The organism is Thalassoglobus sp. (assembly GCF_048270125.1).
GTDB lineage: Bacteria > Planctomycetota > Planctomycetia > Planctomycetales > Planctomycetaceae > Thalassoglobus.
On record NZ_JBLWTN010000036.1, the window covers coordinates 14,098 to 31,947 of the forward strand.

Annotated in this window: 17 protein-coding genes; 11 read left to right on the forward strand and 6 right to left on the reverse strand. The window is 50.2% G+C overall.

What is annotated here, in order from left to right:
• Positions 1-192 precede the first annotated feature (192 nt).
• Together ACN0YR_RS23095 and ACN0YR_RS23100 are read right to left on the reverse strand one after the other, a co-directional pair.
• On the reverse strand, positions 193-765 hold the full coding sequence (locus ACN0YR_RS23095; protein WP_145196568.1) for a helix-turn-helix domain-containing protein: 573 nt from the start codon (positions 763-765) through the stop codon (positions 193-195).
• Positions 766-1,865: 1,100 nt separating this feature from the next.
• Positions 1,866-2,210, reverse strand: a complete 345-nt coding sequence (locus tag ACN0YR_RS23100) for a hypothetical protein (protein WP_417851574.1) — start codon at positions 2,208-2,210, stop codon at positions 1,866-1,868.
• 216 nt (positions 2,211-2,426) lie between these two features.
• Here ACN0YR_RS23100 and ACN0YR_RS23105 point away from each other — a divergent pair, with 216 nt between their 5' ends.
• From ACN0YR_RS23105 to ACN0YR_RS23125, 5 genes are all read left to right on the forward strand, one after another.
• The gene (locus ACN0YR_RS23105) at positions 2,427-3,137 is read left to right on the forward strand and encodes an OmpH family outer membrane protein (protein ID WP_417851575.1); all 711 of its coding nucleotides are present in this window, start codon (positions 2,427-2,429) and stop codon (positions 3,135-3,137) included.
• 57 nt (positions 3,138-3,194) lie between these two features.
• Positions 3,195-4,124, forward strand: a complete 930-nt coding sequence (gene lpxC / locus ACN0YR_RS23110) for a UDP-3-O-acyl-N-acetylglucosamine deacetylase (protein WP_417851576.1) — start codon at positions 3,195-3,197, stop codon at positions 4,122-4,124.
• A 33-nt stretch (positions 4,125-4,157) separates the two neighbouring features.
• On the forward strand, positions 4,158-5,015 hold the full coding sequence (lpxA, locus tag ACN0YR_RS23115; protein WP_417851577.1) for an acyl-ACP--UDP-N-acetylglucosamine O-acyltransferase: 858 nt from the start codon (positions 4,158-4,160) through the stop codon (positions 5,013-5,015).
• A 142-nt stretch (positions 5,016-5,157) separates the two neighbouring features.
• Positions 5,158-6,264, forward strand: coding sequence for a Gfo/Idh/MocA family oxidoreductase (locus ACN0YR_RS23120; RefSeq protein WP_417851578.1), 1,107 nt, complete (start codon positions 5,158-5,160; stop codon positions 6,262-6,264).
• Positions 6,265-6,667: 403 nt separating this feature from the next.
• Positions 6,668-7,186, forward strand: coding sequence for a hypothetical protein (locus ACN0YR_RS23125; protein WP_417851579.1), 519 nt, complete (start codon positions 6,668-6,670; stop codon positions 7,184-7,186).
• A gap of 112 nt (positions 7,187-7,298) precedes the next feature.
• Here the strand turns inward: ACN0YR_RS23125 and ACN0YR_RS23130 are convergent, their stop codons facing one another.
• Positions 7,299-7,703: a VOC family protein gene (locus ACN0YR_RS23130; RefSeq protein WP_417851580.1), complete on the reverse strand. Its 405-nt coding sequence runs from the start codon at positions 7,701-7,703 to the stop codon at positions 7,299-7,301.
• Positions 7,704-8,093: 390 nt separating this feature from the next.
• Between ACN0YR_RS23130 and ACN0YR_RS23135 the strand changes: the two genes are divergently transcribed.
• Positions 8,094-8,927, forward strand: a complete 834-nt coding sequence (locus ACN0YR_RS23135) for a TIGR03067 domain-containing protein (RefSeq protein WP_417851581.1) — start codon at positions 8,094-8,096, stop codon at positions 8,925-8,927.
• A gap of 199 nt (positions 8,928-9,126) precedes the next feature.
• The gene (gene trhA, locus ACN0YR_RS23140) at positions 9,127-9,777 is read left to right on the forward strand and encodes a PAQR family membrane homeostasis protein TrhA (RefSeq protein ID WP_417851582.1); all 651 of its coding nucleotides are present in this window, start codon (positions 9,127-9,129) and stop codon (positions 9,775-9,777) included.
• 61 nt (positions 9,778-9,838) lie between these two features.
• On the opposite strand, the gene ACN0YR_RS23145 is transcribed toward trhA, so the two are convergent.
• Entirely contained in the window at positions 9,839-11,467 is a 1,629-nt protein-coding gene (locus tag ACN0YR_RS23145) for a glycine--tRNA ligase (protein WP_417851583.1), read from the reverse strand.
• 461 nt (positions 11,468-11,928) lie between these two features.
• Here ACN0YR_RS23145 and ACN0YR_RS23150 point away from each other — a divergent pair, with 461 nt between their 5' ends.
• The 3 genes from ACN0YR_RS23150 to csrA all read left to right on the forward strand — a co-directional run bounded on the left by ACN0YR_RS23150 (position 11,929) and on the right by csrA (position 15,404).
• Positions 11,929-13,173 (forward strand): M16 family metallopeptidase, encoded by a 1,245-nt coding sequence (locus ACN0YR_RS23150; RefSeq protein WP_417851584.1) that lies wholly within the window; start codon positions 11,929-11,931, stop codon positions 13,171-13,173.
• A gap of 191 nt (positions 13,174-13,364) precedes the next feature.
• Positions 13,365-14,918: a lysine--tRNA ligase gene (lysS, locus tag ACN0YR_RS23155; RefSeq protein ID WP_417851585.1), complete on the forward strand. Its 1,554-nt coding sequence runs from the start codon at positions 13,365-13,367 to the stop codon at positions 14,916-14,918.
• A 225-nt stretch (positions 14,919-15,143) separates the two neighbouring features.
• Positions 15,144-15,404, forward strand: a complete 261-nt coding sequence (gene csrA / locus ACN0YR_RS23160) for a carbon storage regulator CsrA (protein ID WP_417851586.1) — start codon at positions 15,144-15,146, stop codon at positions 15,402-15,404.
• A 178-nt stretch (positions 15,405-15,582) separates the two neighbouring features.
• On the opposite strand, the gene ACN0YR_RS23165 is transcribed toward csrA, so the two are convergent.
• Positions 15,583-16,341, reverse strand: a complete 759-nt coding sequence (locus ACN0YR_RS23165; protein ID WP_417851587.1) for a class I SAM-dependent methyltransferase — start codon at positions 16,339-16,341, stop codon at positions 15,583-15,585.
• A gap of 194 nt (positions 16,342-16,535) precedes the next feature.
• Complete coding sequence (locus tag ACN0YR_RS23170) at positions 16,536-17,357, reverse strand: hypothetical protein (RefSeq protein WP_417851588.1); 822 nt, start codon at positions 17,355-17,357, stop codon at positions 16,536-16,538.
• A 260-nt stretch (positions 17,358-17,617) separates the two neighbouring features.
• Between ACN0YR_RS23170 and ACN0YR_RS23175 the strand changes: the two genes are divergently transcribed.
• Complete coding sequence (locus ACN0YR_RS23175; protein WP_417851589.1) at positions 17,618-17,842, forward strand: RNA-binding S4 domain-containing protein; 225 nt, start codon at positions 17,618-17,620, stop codon at positions 17,840-17,842.
• Positions 17,843-17,850: the final 8 nt, after the last annotated feature.

The window sequence follows — 17,850 nt, forward strand, 5'->3', positions numbered from 1 at the left end:
CATAGTTCTGAAGTGGTGGACCCACGAAATCAGTCGATTTCGCTCTGGTTCAAGCTTCCACGATTCGTTGTTCAGCATTCTGAAATGCATGATTCACTTGTTGAACTCGCCATCGGATTGTCATCCATGACGACAGGTCAGCGAAACGCCCGACACTTCGCAAGTCCGGCTTTGTTGCCAAAGCCGGGGTGCTTACGCAAGCGTCTTACGACGACTGACCAACGTCCGAATACGTTCAGCAAGGAGGGCAGCATCGAACGGTTTACGAAAAGTTTCGTTGAAAATCGTTCTGTCGAAGCCACTTGCAGTGTCCTCATCACTCAAAAGAGCGATCAGTACAGTATCAGTGTAGTCGGTGTTTTTTCGCAGATTCTGAGCAATCATCAAGGCTTCGTTGCGGCCCATTGCGAAGTCAACGACAACGCAATCGGGATGCAGTGACTCAGCCTGGATTCCAGCTTCGAATCCACTTGCGGCAAGTTCTACTTTAAAGTCTTCAATTGGAAGAACTCCTTCCAATCCGCCACGTACGGTACTATCAACGCCAACGAGCAAAAGTTTGCCCATTGCTTCGTCTTCTAGTTCACCGAGTGGCATACCGTGTTCTTTCAGGAACCGGATCAAGTGCTCGCGGGGAATGCGACGGTCCTGGGAACCGGGAATCCGGTACCCTCGGAGTCGTCCTGAGTCGAACCACTTACTCACAGTACGTGGTGCAACTTTGCAAATCTTAGCGACTTGACCAGTAGTGAAGATCGTCCTCATTGCGGGCTCTCCAATCACAATCTGTCTGGGTCAGAGCAGGGATACTGCTCCAGATCTTCACCCCAAGGTTTGACACAAGGCCGGCTCTCCTAGCCCGTGGGTCCATGGCATAAACCAGCGTCAGTTATGGGGTTTGTCTCAGGTAAAAATCACGCACAAGTTAGTTACTGTGCCCGCAACAAAGTTTGTTGCGATACCCATGCAGTAACATGTAAAACGCCATTGAAGAGGAAGTCCAAATGAGCTAACGCAATGCTGGCATCATCCGACTCACAAGTGAAGAAATCCCCCTTGAGTCCCAACCCCCGTTGAAACAAAGAAGAAAGCGGACATCTTGTCTGCCTTCCTCTTACGTTCACCAAGAATTGTGAACTCCCCCCTTATTGGTAACTTTCTCTTTTCAGCTGATCGCATCTTGCAATCCTCCGGGGAGGCACCCCCGGACTGAACAGTCTCAATCACCTGATGTACATTGTCGGCGTGGATAGGGCAGCAACTTCAGTCGGATTCAGCACTACTTTCAAAGCGGACGGTGGAATTCTACTCCGCGTCACAATCGGTCCGGCAAACTAGACCGATTGTGGCGAATATGACGTGCAAATATTCCAAATATATGTCATAAACATTGCAAACGCCCTAATTTGCTCAAGTTTTCGAAAAAAAATTCTTGGGTAGTAACGCCTTCTCAGGGTGTGACCAGACGTTCAGGTAAATGAGCTTTCATCGAAAACTCCACACTGCTTATCAAAATACGAGCCTCTGACGTTTGACATTTGTATGCCCCTAAACTACCTATTCAATCAATTCAGCGTGACCGGCAGTGTTTGCCAAGACGAAGGATTCGGAATATCACGCTTAGCTAGCCGGGTAGAGAACTCAGGACCGGTCTGGCGACATTTTGCGAATCCCTGAGGAAGATGTTCATTCGGAGTAGAAGATAATGACTCGTAAACTTCTGAGCTTGTTTGCAGTTGCTGCACTCGTTTTGGCAGTGACAACCGATTCCGCCGAAGCAGGTCGCAAGGACTGCTGCAATGTTCGCCAAACGCGAACAAAGTGCCACAAAGCACCACGTGTCAAAACTTGCCGCACTCCACGCGTCAAAACTTGTCACACACCACGCGTGAAGTCCTGCCACCAAAGCCCATGTGCAACTCCATGTGCAAGCCCATGCGGAAGCTCACCATGCGGCGTTGCATCACCTTGTGCAACTGGCGCATGCCCAACTTCAGGCACAACAACTGTGACTGAAGAAGTGCCAGCAGCACCACAGAACGCACCAGCTCCACCACCAGAAACTCTCTAGTATCGTTTCCGTTTTGTTTGACAGGAAGCATGCCGCAATCATTGACACGGTCACTGATCTTGCTGGCATCTTCAAGAATCTGTCTCACCGGAACGGTTCGACCACTTGAGTTTGGGTTGAAAGCTTTAGAAATCCTCATTGAACACTTTTTCAATGAGGATTTCTTTTTGCACACATGAAATTTTCAGCAAGGAGCAGAAAACTCATCTTGACCCGTTTTCTTGATAATTGGAGAATGAGTTTGAATTAGAAACTGTCTGGTGACCTATGCAGTGAAGAAATTCATCCTGTATTAAAAGATGAATCCAGCTCTTCAGATCAGTTCGAAAACTCAGTTCCAGCTTTCTGAAATCACATGAAGTGTCCATCAGGAAGCGTCCCCACAGCTGAAGATTGCGGGGCGATCAACGAATTTTTGCAATGGAGTGCAAACGCTGTGCGATACCTCAACCTCTCTCTCGCTGCACTCATTCTGGTTGCAGTTCATGCCTCACCCACTTTTGCTGAGGCCCCTCAAGTCAAGAATCACCAGGTCGGCCTGATCGACATGGCGCATGTTTTCAAAAACTACGAAAAGTTTGCTGCTCTCACCGAGGCGCTCCAGGAGCAAATCGCTCAAAGTGAAACCGGGATGAAATCCAAGGTTGAGGAAGGCCGCAAAATTCAAGAGCAAATGAAAGCTCTCACGACTGGAAGCCCAGACTTCGAAAAGCTCGAAGGTGAGCTTCTCTCAATCGAGGCAACTCTCAAGAAGGCTCAACTCAGAAATCAACGCGAGTTCATGCGACAGGAAGCAGAGTTGTACAAAGAGCTGTACCTCGAAACGCGGAACGCTGTCGACAAGTACGCTCGGTACTATAACTATTCGCTGATTCTTCGCTTTGACCGATCAGGAGTCGCGTCGGCAGACAATCCACAAGAAATCGTGGAAGGGCTCAATCAGCAGGTTCTCTACCATCGAAATCGTGACGATCTCACTGATCCGATTTTGAACTATCTCAATGAGCAGTGGCGTCGCGAGCAAAAACAGGCGGCCGCTCCATCAACTCCAGGCGCTCAACAGTAGTCTCGATCCCCCCCCCTCGATTATCTCGCTTGGTCATCCGCTCAAGGAAAAATGCACGTGCAGGATTTTTCGCAACGTTTGCAAAACACCATCGCCCGCCCCGTTCAGGTGTCCGGGTTTGGATTGTTCGGCGGAATCGATGTGACTCTGGAGTTTTGTCCAGCAGATCCCGATCACGGAATTGTTTTTGAAAGAGTCGATCTCAACGGCTCAGTTCGTATTCCAGCTTTGATTGAGTATGTCGTTCCAAAACCTCGCTGTACGGTCATTGCTCATCAAGAGGCATCAGTCTCTGTGATTGAGCATGTGATGGCGGCATTGGCGGGGCTTCAAATTGATAACTGCCTGGTTCGCCTCAACGCTCCGGAACCTCCTGGTTGCGATGGATCAAGTCTGGCATTCGTTGAGTCACTCTTGAAAGCAGGGGTTGTTTCGCAAGATTCACCTCGAAAATGTTTTGTCGTCGATCAAACATTGATGGTGACCGAAGTCGAAAACATCGGAATTGCCGCCCAGCCGCCAAAAACATCCGAGTATGAAATTGGTTTCATCCTCGATTATGGAGATGGTCCGATCGGGCGTCAGTCGTTTCAGACTCAAATCACACCTGAGCTTTTCGAACGGGAACTTGCTCCGTGTCGGACATTTGTCCTCGAAGCTGAGGTAAAGACCCTGCAGGCCAACGGAATTGGAAAGCGGGCGACTCCACAGAATGTGCTCGTCTTCGGTGACCAGGGACTGATCGAAAATAGTCTCCGCTTTCCAAACGAGTGCGCACGTCATAAAGCTCTGGATTGCCTCGGAGATTTTGCACTCCTGGGCTGTAGTCTGGTAGGACGATTTATTGCCACACAATCCGGGCATCGAACCAATCATGCCATGATTCGAAAAATTCGTGAACAGATGATCCAGTCGAATGCTCCAGCGACGATTCCGCTGCCGACTTCGTGCTTCACCCCTCCATATCAGCACCGCGCAGCCAGTTAGAACTGTGTCTTCAACTCCGTCAGGATGATGATCATGCCGACAACCATTTCTCCTCTCGCACATGTCGATCAAAATGCTCAACTGGGCGAAGATGTGACAATTGGGCCATTTTGCTATGTGGGGCCGAATGTCATTCTCGGTGATCGCTGCATCCTTGATAGCCACGTGACATTAACTGGGCACACAACAATTGGTAGCGAAAATCGGTTCTGGCCGAATTCTGTGATCGGAGCCGAGCCGCAAGACTACAGCTATAACAACGGGGCTCCGACCGAAGTGGTGATCGGAGACAATAACCAGTTCCGTGAAGGAGTGACCGTCAATCGTGGAGCCGAAAAAGAAGATGGCATCACACGGATCGGAAACAGCAACCTGCTGATGGCAAATGCTCATGTGGCTCACAATTGCCACCTCTTCAACCACACCATGCTGGTCAACGGGGTTCTTCTGGGTGGGCATGTTCACGTCCACGACCGGGCGATCATTTCCGGTAACTCTGTTGTGCACCACTTTGCAACGATCGGCTCGCTCGCCTTTGTAAGTGGAGGCTGCCGGGTCCCCACCGACATCCCCCCATACATGATGTCTGCTGGGAGTGATAACCCACAAATCCGCACAGTGAATCTCATCGGCATGAAACGGTCCGGGATCCCGGACACTTCGATCAAGGTGATCCGCAAGGCACAACGGCTTTTATATCGTGAGCACAAGTCTCTGAGTTTTGTCAAAGATCACTTCCAGCAAGAGCTCGAAGGAATCTTCCCGATCGAACTTGTCATCCTGTTGGATGCGATTGATAAACAGCGTGCAGGTCGAATGGGCCGCGCACGCGAAGCTGCCAGAACAACTCCTTTGGTCGAATCGAAAGAGAGCCAAAAGAAGTCCGCTTAGAACACTTTCACTTTCCGTGGTTTTGCAAAGATCGCTTCTCATCTGCTTGGCCACTCATTCCACGAGACGGAGCACGGACCACTTTTTAATAATGCACTAACGACACATCTCAAGTGTGTCACGTTTTAACGTAGTCGGAATCATGAACGAATCTCTTAAATTAGCAGTCGTGGGCGTGGGTGCCCTGGGACGACATCACGCACGAATTCTCTCTGAAATGGAGGGAGTCGAACTTGTCGCAGTTGCAGAACCGAACGAAAAACAGGGGCTGGCTGTTGCCGAAGCCTGCGGTTGCGATTGGACAAACGACTATCGCACTTTGCTGAAATCGGTAGATGCCGTTTCAGTGGTCGTCCCGACCTTCTTGCATCGCAAAGTGGGAGAAGCGTTTCTCAGTAACAGCGTCCCTGTCCTGATGGAGAAGCCGCTCACATCGAAAGTTGAAGATGGAGAAGTCCTTGTTCGCCTGGCTCAGGAACATGGCATCCCGCTTCAGGTTGGTCACATCGAACGCTTCAATCCCGGATTTCAGCAACTTGCCGACTGGACGAGCGAACCAAAATATCTCCGCACCGAACGAGTCAGCCCATATGCATTCCGTTCGATGGACATTGGCGTCGTTCACGACCTGATGATCCACGATATCGAACTCTGCTTGTCGCTCACACAGGAAATGCCGTCTCGAGTTGAAGCCTTCGGCGTTAGCCTCGTTGGTGGTCATGAAGATGTTGTCCAGGCAAGACTGAGTTTCCCCAACGGTTGTATCGCTGACCTGACCGTCAACCGTGTCACTCCTCAGCCAGCCCGGACAATCCAATGCTGGTCCGATGCCGGTTGTGCGATCGCTGACCTGACCGCGCGAACCGTTCAAACGTTCTCACCAAGTGAGATGATGCAAGCAGGACAACTTCCGTTTGAGCTGGCGCAGGCAGGAATCCAATCGGTGGACGACCTCAAACCACAAGTTTTCGGAGGATTCATCGATCGCCATCAGTTCCAAGCGACAGATACTGACGCATTGACTGCGGAACTCTCATCGTTCGTCGATTGCGTCCGCAACCGCCACCAACCCGTTGTGAGTGGTGCTCACGGACTGGCAGCCCTGCGTGTCGCACAGCACGTTCTGGAGTGCGTTGAAGCCCATCAATGGGATGGAGTCCCCGACGGCCGCACCGGTGCAAAAGCTCTCCTCAAACATTACCTCGGCCAGACCCACTCAGGCGAAGAGACCGACGCTGCGGCAGCGTAAGAAATCTCAACGCCTGAACAAGCACAAACCGGGAATCGCAATCTTTGCGTCACCCGGTTTGTGGCGAGTGAACCAAGCGTAGAGATAGGAAACCTCGGTCAGAATAGGCTGGGACGTTTTTCTCATTGCTCCAGACTCGCTATGAATTGGGTTGCATCGTAACAAGCGTTTTCACCGCCTGCGTTGAGTGAGGACAGAGCATCGAGTTACGGTTGATCCCTGAGGAGATTTCCTCTTCTGCCAACGGCTCCCAGCTACGAATGGTTGAGCCATCCCGCACTTGGGAAAATTCTGCCCAATCCAGATGATATGCTCGAAGTTGAGGAAGTAGTCGGAACAAAACGTCGTCTGCCGCGTCTTTTCAGACACGACGATTTCCCACACCCTCCAATGGAGACGTGACATGCTTCGACCACTCATGCTCGCTTTCGCTTTTACATTCCCGCTGACCGCCCTACAGACCGCATCTGCAATATCCCTGCATATCGACGTGACTCCAGAACTTGCTGGTGAAAATGGAGTCATGATGAAGCCGCTCGATGACAAGACGACTCGCTTCACGATTCGAGTCAGCACGAAGAATGATCCAGAAGAAATCAACCCACGGTCTCCCTTTGTTCGCGGAGGAACGCTCGATGTGAGGGGCGAACATGGGCGAATTCTCCGGTGTCCTGTCCACCCTAAAGAGCAAGGCGACGACCTCTTGTACACGTTCGAGCTAGAGAATGAGCACGCTAAGAACTCCAGGTTTGTCCTCACAGAGCATTTGGATGACGGGCAGGTCGGTGGCGGAAAAGTTTTTTCGTATCGACTCATCGACTTCATCGATCCCAGCTACCGTGCAAAGGAATTCTTAGAGAACATCCGTCCTGTTGTTCTTCCTGCGGGCACTTTCCCTCCTGACACGAACAAGCCAAAGTAACAAAACGACTCACTTGAATTTCAAGGGAGCCAGGACTGACCGTGAAACGAACCGAATTTGACTTTCAAGTTGGTGCATTACGCTCATCGCTTCACGTCCTCTTCGGATTGTGTCAGCTTGTCATTGCAGCTGGGTCCATCCACATCATTTCCCAGACATGCCCATCTAAATCTGCCAAATTACGGTTGTACATGAAGCCGTGATCCTGCTTCGGGTTGATGTCCGCGGTGCCTCCATTCTCAGCTGCGGTGTCGTTCAACTTGTCGACAATTTCGCGGCTCTCACACGACAGGCATAACATTACCTCGCTGGAGGTTACGGGTGGGATCGGCCGACTGGTGAATGTCTTCCATTTATCGTGAGTCAGCAGCATGACGAAGATCGTCTCACTCCAAACCATGCAGGCTGCCGTTTCGTCTGTGAATAGAGGGTTGTTCTCGAATCCGAGCGCCTCGTAGAAAGCCATCGAAGCCTTGAGATCAGAGACAGGCAGATTCACGAAAATCATTTTGAACATGGGATTCTTCCGATAATGGGGTTCATTAAATTTAAAAGTGCTTCGAACAACCCGAAGCCGATTTCTTGCCTGGTAGTCGATCCGCATCACGCCAAATCGACAGGCAATTCATAAATTTTCTCTTCCGGTTTTCAATATTTTGAATGAGGGCTAATGGAACGGATTGAACCAGATCGGAAGCGACATTCAGGATACTGCGGTCCACCTCAGCCCAGAGTCCCCGCTCTGGCAACAGCTTTATAAAAAATAACAGCACAGGCTGTTCATTGGCATTAAAGAAATTCTTCCCAAAGCTGCCGTGATTCTTGTCGAACCACAAATTGCCTGTCAGAATCCCGTTACTGACTCAAAGGCAAAATGGTAGGGATAATTTTCTTGAAAGGATTCACTATGATGCGTTACACGTGCTTACTTTGGCTGACATCAACCCTGGTTGGGGGATCGTTCGCCGCAGCTGACCAAGACTCCGACTTGAAGCAATTTCAAGGAAAATGGGAAGTCACTGAACTCGTAGAGGATGGCAAAGTCGTCCCCAAAGAGGCAATCCAGGAATGGCTCCCATCGGGAGGGAAGTTTGAGATCGTCGAGAATGCGATCATTTTTGTCTCACCCCATGATGGGAAGAAGCAGGTCAAACTGTTTTCGTTGGATGCGACGCAGTATCCGAAGGGGATTGATCTCAGTACACGGGACAAGAAAGATGGTTCAGGCATTTACCGGTTCGACAACGGGAGTCTGATCATATGTTTCTCCGATCCCGACGAGTCGAAGCGTCCCACAGAGTTTTCTGCGAAGGCAGGCTCAAAACATCTGCTCATGGTTCTTCACCGGGTCACCGAACGACCAACTGTCGCCAAAATTGAACCGGCCGGGACTACCGCCAAAGTGTTGACTGACGCTCGGGTCGCGGAGATGTTAAGAGGTAGCTGGAGATACACCGATAACATTGGGGCACTATTCGTAACATTCAATGCCGACAATACTTTCAGCACAGTCCGAGAAGTGACAGAGATTCGGCTCTTCCAGAAGTTCTTTGTTCAGACTCCTGTCTCAACAGGCAAATGGAGTGTCGCAAATGGCAAATTGACGTTCCACATTCTGACTTCCGTTCAACCTGATCGAGTTAACAAGCTGTTCGAGTTCAATGTGCGGTCAATTTCCGACGGGGACTTCATTTTTGTAGATTACCTCGGTCGGGTAGGACAGGCTTCCAGAGTCAGGTAATTTGAATATGTTGCTCTAAGGTCTTCGCTGTCCAATTTCGCCCTCGGTGGATAAACCACTGGGGGCGAAACGACCGCCAAAGATGCAGCGATATTCCAGCAAATCTACGATCGCTTTGCTCTGGCAGGGATCCCAATTGCTGTGTGTCGTGACTTTTTTGTAACCTCCATCAATAAGGAGAACAAACTGGTGTCGGACGATGAAGCAGTACTCACGCGGAGAATTCAGACCTGAAGGTGAATATGCCAATCTCACGACTCATGGAGTTGGACTGGTCCTGAGCATGATTGGAGCTGGCGTCCTTCTCAAAACGCTTGATGAGCGACACAGCCCGGATCTGAGGTTGGCATGCTCGATCTACTGTTTCTCTCTCGTCGGTCTCTACGCTGCTTCCACGCTCTCACACGCGTTTTATGATATTGAACGTCGACGGTTTTTTCGAACGGTCGATCAAGCGTTCATCTTCATTCTGATCGCAGGATCATTCACTCCTTTTGCGTATGTCTACGGCCCTTCTGGCTGGACTTCGCCGATCATGATCATCGAATGGTCCATCACATTTGCGGGGATTCTGATGTGCCTCTATTTCAGAAATTTGCCCTCGCGCCTGAAGCTCATTTATGGCATTCAGGGCTGGCTCCCGGCATTCACGCTTAAACCAGTCTTTGAAATCGGCTCTGCGGAGATGGTAGTGTTGCTGGTCGCTGGGGGACTTTTCTACAGTTTCGGAGCGTTATTTCTGGTGTTCGATCACAAAGTGAAATACTTCCACGCCTGCTGGCATCTCAGCGTCCTGATGGGCAGCACGTGCCACTTCTTCGCAGTGATGGATCTTGTCCGAAATCAATAGCTGGTATTAGCTGGTCAGCATTCCGCCGGACACTGAATGTGCCCGGCGAAACGCATTTCCGTTACCGCAGACGTCTCAGAATTTCATCGGTCACGTCTTCGACTTTGACGCGGACCTGCTCCAGAGAATCACGGTCTCGAATGGTGACGGTTCCCTGTTCGAGTGTGTCTCCATCGATGGTAATGCACCATGGAGTTCCGATCTCATCTTGCCGACGATACCGACGTCCGATTGCTCCCTGCTCATCATAAGTGACATTCAGGCCAGCACTCTTGAGTGATCGGAAGACTTCCTTCGCTTTCTCTGGTTGCCCATCTTTTTTGACCAACGGAAAGACAGCCGCTTTGATCGGAGCCAGGCGAGGATGGAATTTCATCACCACGCGAGTCTGCATGTTGCCTTTGTCATCGGGTTGTTGATCTTCGTGATAGGCTTCACAGATGAACGCAAGTGTCGCTCGATCTGCTCCTGCTGAGGGCTCAACGACATGGGGGATAAATCTTTCACGAGTTTGGTCGTCGAAGTACGTCAGATCTTTTCCGGAACCACGGTATTTGGGCTGACCATGTTCATTGAGTTCGACCTCCAGCGTACCTTCGTCGGTCGCTTTCAGTTTTCCTTCCATGTGCGATCTTAGATCGAAATCGCCACGATGGGCGACTCCTTCGAGTTCGCCATATTCTCCTTCAACGAGAAACGGAAACGCGTATTCGATGTCAGCTGTCCCGACAGAGTAGTGAGCCAACTCATCTTTGTGGTGCTCGCGCAGGATCAACTTCTCTTCCGGAATCCCCAACTCGAGGTACCAGGAGTACCGACGGTTGCGCCAGTAGGTGTACCATTCTTGTGACTCATCAGGTGAGCAGAAGAACTCAATTTCCATCTGTTCGAATTCACGTGAGCGGAACGTGAAGTGGCGCGGAGTGATTTCGTTACGAAAACTTTTTCCGACCTGACAAATCCCCAAGGGGAGTTTGACCCGACTGGAATCAACAACATTCTTGAAGTTGACGAAAATTCCCTGAGCCGTTTCCGGTCGCAGGTAAGCTGTATCTTCGACAGTTCCGAGTGCTCCGATGATCGTTTTGAACATCAGGTTGAAGTCCCGAGGTGCTGTCAGCGTTCCGACTTCGGTCGCTTCGGGAGCGACAACAATTCCGTAATCTTCAACTGGAATTTCGGTCAGGTTGATGACCTCACCTTCCCATTCCAGTCGATCAGCATATTTCTTCTTCAGACCGAAGAACGCCAAGGCCTGAGCTTCAATCTCTGGCTTGTCCCCGACGGCGGTCACAAAGACGCGAATCGGATCGGATTCGCCTTCTTTGCTTTTTCGTTTGCCTGTAATCCAGCGACCGTTGACATGGTCATGGCGATAACGTTTCTTGGCTGACTTGCAATCGACCATTTTATCAACGAACAGATCGAAGTGTCCGCTGGCTTTCCAGACCTGTGGATTCATGATGATCGTTGTTTCCACTCCGACCATTTGAAACGCATGTGGAGCCCCTTCCGGGGCATCCAGCGGATCGTGTCGTGCAATCATGTCCTGCCACCAGGCTTCGCGGACATTTCGTTTCAACTCGGTTCCGAGAGGGCCATAGTCCCAGAATCCGTTTTGACCACCATAAATTTCGGAGTCCTGGAAAATGAATCCACGCCGTTTACACAACGAGGTTATCTTATCCATCAGCTCTGATCGGTCCGTCTGAGACATCTTGACTACGCTTTCCTGAAGGTCGAGGTTTGTGTGGAAATCAAACTTGCATGGGCATCAAATAGTGTGAACAGCCCAGAGTTTAGGGTCTAAGGCGCCAGAGTGCCAAGACCGGTCAGATCAGTCTCACGGTTTCGAAAGAGAAATGGCCAAACTTGAGACAGCATCATCTCGCTGCGTGTGGACTTTGAGCCGTTCGATTCGCTGGGAAAAGCAATCAATGCTTCTGGAATCCTGATGATTCGCTGAAATGATGACCTCGTGTTCAGGTTTACGTCAGCTCAAATAAGTTTCTGCTTTTGAAAACAGAGAAGCGGCCAACAGAATCGAATTTTCACCCCGTCTCGCCTACACTTCGTTTCTTTAAGCCAAAAGTCGTCAATATCTATCGATGAAATGGAAATCGCAGCCACTACGGCCTCGCTTCAAATCTAATGCCTGAACAATCAATTCACACTATTGAACTTTCCAACGGCCTGACGCTTTTGGTCGAACAGATGCCGCACGTTCAATCGGCAGCCTTTTCCTTACTGACTCCAGCGGGGACGATCTATGAGAATCGTGGGGAGAACGGAATGGCTGCGGTGGCTTTGGATATGATGACTCGCGGAGCGGGCGAGCGAAATAGTCGACAACTCTCAGCGGCACTCGATTTTCTGGGCGTGCAGGGGAATGATAACGTTGGTTGGAATTTCCTCTCGTTCTCCGGGGCGACTCTGGCGGAGAACCTGCTTGACGCACTTCCGATCTATGCTGACCTCGTGCAGCGACCGTTGTTACCGGAAGATCAATTTCCCGCTGTCATGAACGGTGCCGCCCAGGCACTGCTTTCGATTGAGGATGAGCCACAGCGGAAAGTCTTTGTCGAACTGCGGAAACGTTGCTACGACGACCCTTGGGGACGTTCGACAGATGGTTCGCTCGAAGAACTGGAAAAGTTGAACTATCCATCAGTCGTTGAGTACATCAAGAAAACTGTCCGGCCAAATGGGTCCTTAATCGGAGTCGCGGGGAATGTCGATGCCGAGGAAATCCGTGCCCAGGTCGAGAAACACTTCGGCGATTGGAAAGTGGGTGAAGAGCCTGTCATCGAGCGACAGGCCTGCTCGGGCGGAGTCCATCATATCCCTCACGAATCTTCGCAAACACATATTGGGATCTCTTACGAAAGCATTCCGTATTCGAGCCCCGATTATCTCACTGCCTGGACCGCAGTCAGCATTCTGAGTGGCGGCAGCAGTTCTCGACTCTTTACAGAAGTACGAGAAAAACGCGGATTGTGTTACTCCGTTTACGCCACGCTTAACAGCTTGCTGACAGAAGGTCGCGTCCTCGCTTACGCCGGGACAACAACTGAACGTGCTCAGGAAACACTGGATGTCATGCTCGCAGAGATTCGTAAACTCGGCGAAGGGATTGACGACTCGGAACTGAAACGCTGCAAGGCGAGAGCGAAAAGTTCGCTGATCATGCAGCAGGAATCGACCGGAGCCCGAGCTGGCTCGATTGCTCGCGATTGGTTCCACCTCAAGCGAGTAAAAACACTGGACGAAATTCACGACGAAGTTGAAGCGATTACCGTCGACCGGATTTTGGAATACCTGAACCAACACCCATTGAAAAATGTCACCGTCTTGACGATTGGTGCACAGCCGTTAGAAGTCAACATTGAGAACTGAGCCGAAGACTAAAAATGGTCTCAATGCCTGAGGAAACCCCTGGAATGGCTGCTTTTCTCTATGTTTAGAGGACGAGATCAGGTGAAGCGATCAATTCTCATTGACCGAAATATTGCCCATCCCTGAAACGGCGAATCCGTTTCAGCTGAAGAAATCTCTTTTTGTTTGATTGTAAGTTTGAAGTGAAAATTATGGCCAAGCCGCAGAAAGTAGACCGTTTTGAAAAAGCCCGACTCGACAAGTTGGGCAAAATCGTTGAACTCGGACACGATCCGTTTGGCCAGCGATTTGATGGTCATTTAAAGATTGAAGAAGCTCGAACAAAGTGCCCTGAAGAGAGTGGAGCAAACGGCGAAAAAGTTCGTGTTGCAGGGCGGATCATGCTCCGTCGAAAAGCAGGCAAGCTACGATTCTTCGATATCGAAGATGCAACCGGAAAAGTGCAATTACTGTTCTCTCGCGGCGACCTTTCCGAAGAGCAATGGCAACTGATGGGGCAGCTCGACCTGGGTGACTTGATCGGAATCGATGGAGCGATGCGACGCACCGATTCCGGCGAAGTCTCGATTTGGGTAGAGAACCTGACGGTACTTTGCAAATCACTGACGCAACCCCCAGAAAAACATCATGGTGTCACTGATATCGAAACGCTGCTGCGGCATCGTGAGCTGGACCTCATTTACACTGATGGAGTGCGGGACAAGCTCGTCCTGCGGAGTGTGATTCTTGATTCGGTTCGGCAAACATTAAGAGGTCAGGATTTCACGGAAGTTGAAACGCCGGTTCTCCATGCCATTGCTGGTGGGGCCGCAGCTCGACCATTCACAACGCATCACAACGCACTCGACATCGACTTGTATTTACGAATTGCCCTTGAGCTGCATTTGAAGCGATTGATGGTCGGTGGGATTGAGCGAGTTTACGAGATTGGGCGTGTCTTCCGAAATGAAGGAATCGACGCTACTCACAATCCTGAATTTACGATGATCGAGATCTATCAGGCGTATGGCAATTACGAATCGATGATGGACTTGACCGAAGCGATTGTCGCGGATGCGGCTCGCATTGTTCTGGAGAAATCGGGGAAGACTCGGGAGGACGGAAAACTCATCTTGCCGTGGGGCGAATCCGAGATCGACTTCACAACACCATGGCCACGCAAAACTTACTCTGACCTCTTCAAGGAACACGCAGGGTGCGACATGACGGACGCTGATGCAGTCCGGGAGAAGGCGCGGAGCTTGGCCCAGCAGGGGAGTATTCAACAGGAATTTATTCACCAGATGGAGACGACAGACGTCCATCCCGATGTTGTCGTCAGCGAAGTCTTCGAAGCGTGCGTGGAAGATTCTCTCGTCGGTCCGGTTTTTGTGATTGATTATCCTGCTTCCATCTGTCCGCTCACCAAACGCAAGCAAGACAATCCGGCGATTGCGGAACGTTTCGAGCTGTTCATCCATGGGATGGAACTTGCCAACGCATACACCGAACTCAATGATCCGAAGCTTCAGGAAGAACTCTTTTTGACCCAGTTGGGGGGACTCTCCGAAGAAGATTCTATGGCCAAAATGGATCGAGATTTTATCTCTGCCCTAAAAGTCGGGATGCCTCCAGCTGGTGGTCTCGGGATTGGAATCGATCGTTTAGTCATGCTTCTGACGAACAGTCAGTCCATCCGTGACATCATCTTCTTTCCACTTCTTCGCCCGGAAGTCGTTTCTACGGAAGGAGATACGGAGAAATGACAGGGTAGGGGGATCAGGTAAACACGAAAAAGACGGGAAGAGAACTCGACGTAACCTCTTGTGCTGTTTAGAAATCGGTAAATTTTACAATTTGACTTATTGACCAGCTACAGACCCATTCGTAGGATGTCAACCGAGAAAGCAACTTTGTTGATGTTCAGCAGAGTTGGGGTAATTAACCGCAGAGGTTCTCTTCTCGCCTGCCATCCCTTTAAGGTCACTGAAATGCTGGTTCTCTCGAGGAAGAAAAACGAGAGCATTGTGATTGATGAAAACATCATCATCACCGTGGTTGAAATCCGCGGGGACAAAGTCCGCCTCGGAATCCAAGCGCCACGAGAAGTGCCGATCCATCGTCAAGAGATTTTTGAAAGTCTGATCAAACGAGGCCATCTCGAAGAAATGGCTCCGCCACAGGAAAAGACGGAGCAAAAAACTCCTGATTCTGACGTCGATGCTCCGATTGAAAACGAATCAACAACATAATTCGTGGCCAGTCCAGCTCGCACTCGATGCCGTTCGTACTGACTGAACAATTTGATTTTTACTCCACTTGCTTTCTCAATTTGTTTGTGGCTCTTTGAGTCATTGGAATTAGCACCTGTCACAGGTGCTTTTTTTATGCGCTGATTTCTTGCACCCGATGGAATTGGGATGGGGCAGCTTACCGACTCGGCTTCACCAGTTTGAAAACTATCGACAAAGGACGTTCCTGGTAAGTTTCCAGAACCTGCCGATTGGGGGCAAGGTGATACTGGTCCGGAGTGATTCGTGGTTCGCGTAATTCTTCAACACGAAACCCTGCTGTTCGAAATGCTTTCCAGTAGTCTTCAACTGGTCGATGAAACCAGATGAAATCGCTTTTGAAATGTTTCCAGGGTGGGTCATTCTGCTGGGACTGCTCGTAATAAGAGTGCTTCCAGTGGTAAGAGACCGTGCCATCCGGATGAACATCCGCGACTCCTTGAGGAAAGCAGGGATGCGAGACAACAACGACTGCAATGCCAGCCGGGCGAAGAGCACGGAACATCGCCTGAACCGCTTCCGAAAGATTCGGCGTGTCCATGAGGACATAGTTTGAGACAACCAGATCCATATCCCCATCTTCGATCGTTGACAATGATTGACAATCATCGACACGAAAATCGAGGTCGGGATAGTGATGTCTTGCTGTCCGAATCATCTCAGTTGAGAGATCAACACCAATGACGTCTGCTCCCATCTCCGTGAGCTTGTTCGACAGATAACCAGTCCCACAGCCAGCATCCAAAATATCTCGATTCCTCACTCGTCCCAGCAACTCGAACAACACAGGGTCCGAGTTGAGACGCCGGTTCCAATCCCCCTGATCCCCCACCTGTTTCTGCCAGTCATCAGCTTTGGAATCCCAAGATTTCCGAACGTCATTCAGCGAATCCGTCACAGCGAGTTGACCTCAATAGAGCATAGTAAAAAATGAAGGACGTGTTCTGTCTCGTGGTGAGTCGTCTAAGTATTCTCGTCTAAGTAGTCGTGAAAGTGATCAGCACGGGCACAGAAAAGGGCGAACCAGTCCGGAAACTGGTGGAATAGTTATTTCTCAGTGTTTAAGAGAAGTTTCAAGATTCAGGATCAGTTCTAAAGTTTTTTGGCTGGTCGTGCAGCTTCCCAAGTGTTGCGTTGATCAAGGAGTTGATCCAGTGTCGCTCGCTGTTCGTCAGAGATTTTTGGGAATCCCTGTGTCGTCCGTTCCTGCCCAAAGGTTTCTCTCATCGCGTTGTGCATCAGGTAGCGACCGGTTTCGTTTTTCATGTGAATGGCATCCCGGTAAATATCTGTCACCGCATCATAAGGGGCATCGCCAGCTTCGATTAAACTTTCCAGTTCAATCAACATCCGCATGCAGTGCGTCGTTCGAAATTCCGTATCCGGAAAAGCTTTACGAAGTTGAGCGAGCAGTTCATTGAAATACGCTGGGCTGTGCGTCAACTTGCCGTCAGGGGAATCGTCTTGATGTTCTTCCAGCAGCGAAGCACTCTTCGCCCACCCGGTATGAATGATGATGGTCGCCTGCGGTTGGAGTTCGATCCATTTCGAAATCGTCTCCAGATCCTCTTGAACTGTTGTTCCATAGTGCGGCTGAAATGAGATGAGATCGAATTTCGTCTTCTTAAGTGCAGTTGGCCACAGCGTCGATGTTTTTACGCAAGGTTCTTGAGGGTTCTCGAATATATATTTCAGGCTCTTTCCACAGTCGACGTGCCATTGCACATCACCCTCCAGTTTCGAAGGAACCGTATCCCACGTCAGCGAATTCCCGATCAGGTAAATTTTGGTTGAGGAATTTTTTGATGCACCATCGGGGTTGTTCTCGGCTGCTGAAATCTCGCTGCTCAATAAAGCATGAAAGCAGAAAGCTGTGAAGCAGAACATTATCAAAATCGATTTGTGTTGTTTCATCGCGATCACATTCAAAAAAGTTACGTTGCTGTGATCCTATCTCTTCACCGCATGAATATCGAGTCGCCCAAGTCATCAGGCAGAACCATTGCTCTTTTCGCTCCCGGGGAGGGAGCAGGGGCAATCGCTGTGCGTTCAACATTCCCCATCAGCCCACTGGACTCAGGGTTTGCGTGCTCTACAATTGGGCGGACGTGATTTGCGAACGTGAACAACGTAAAAAACTAACTGACTGAGAAGTCACCGACCGAGAAAAAATTGTGCCTGATGAATCGAAGCCACCGTCGACCGACCATGTTCGGTTGGATCATTTTTTGAAACTCTGCGGTGCTGCCGAGACAGGTGGTCAGGCGAAAATGATGATTCAGGCCGGCGATGTCTTCGTCAACGGCGAGGTCGAAACACGTCGTCGCAAGAAACTCATCATGGGTGATGTCGTTTTCGTTGGAGACGAAGAATTTGTCATCGAATCGCTGGACGATTAACCGACCAG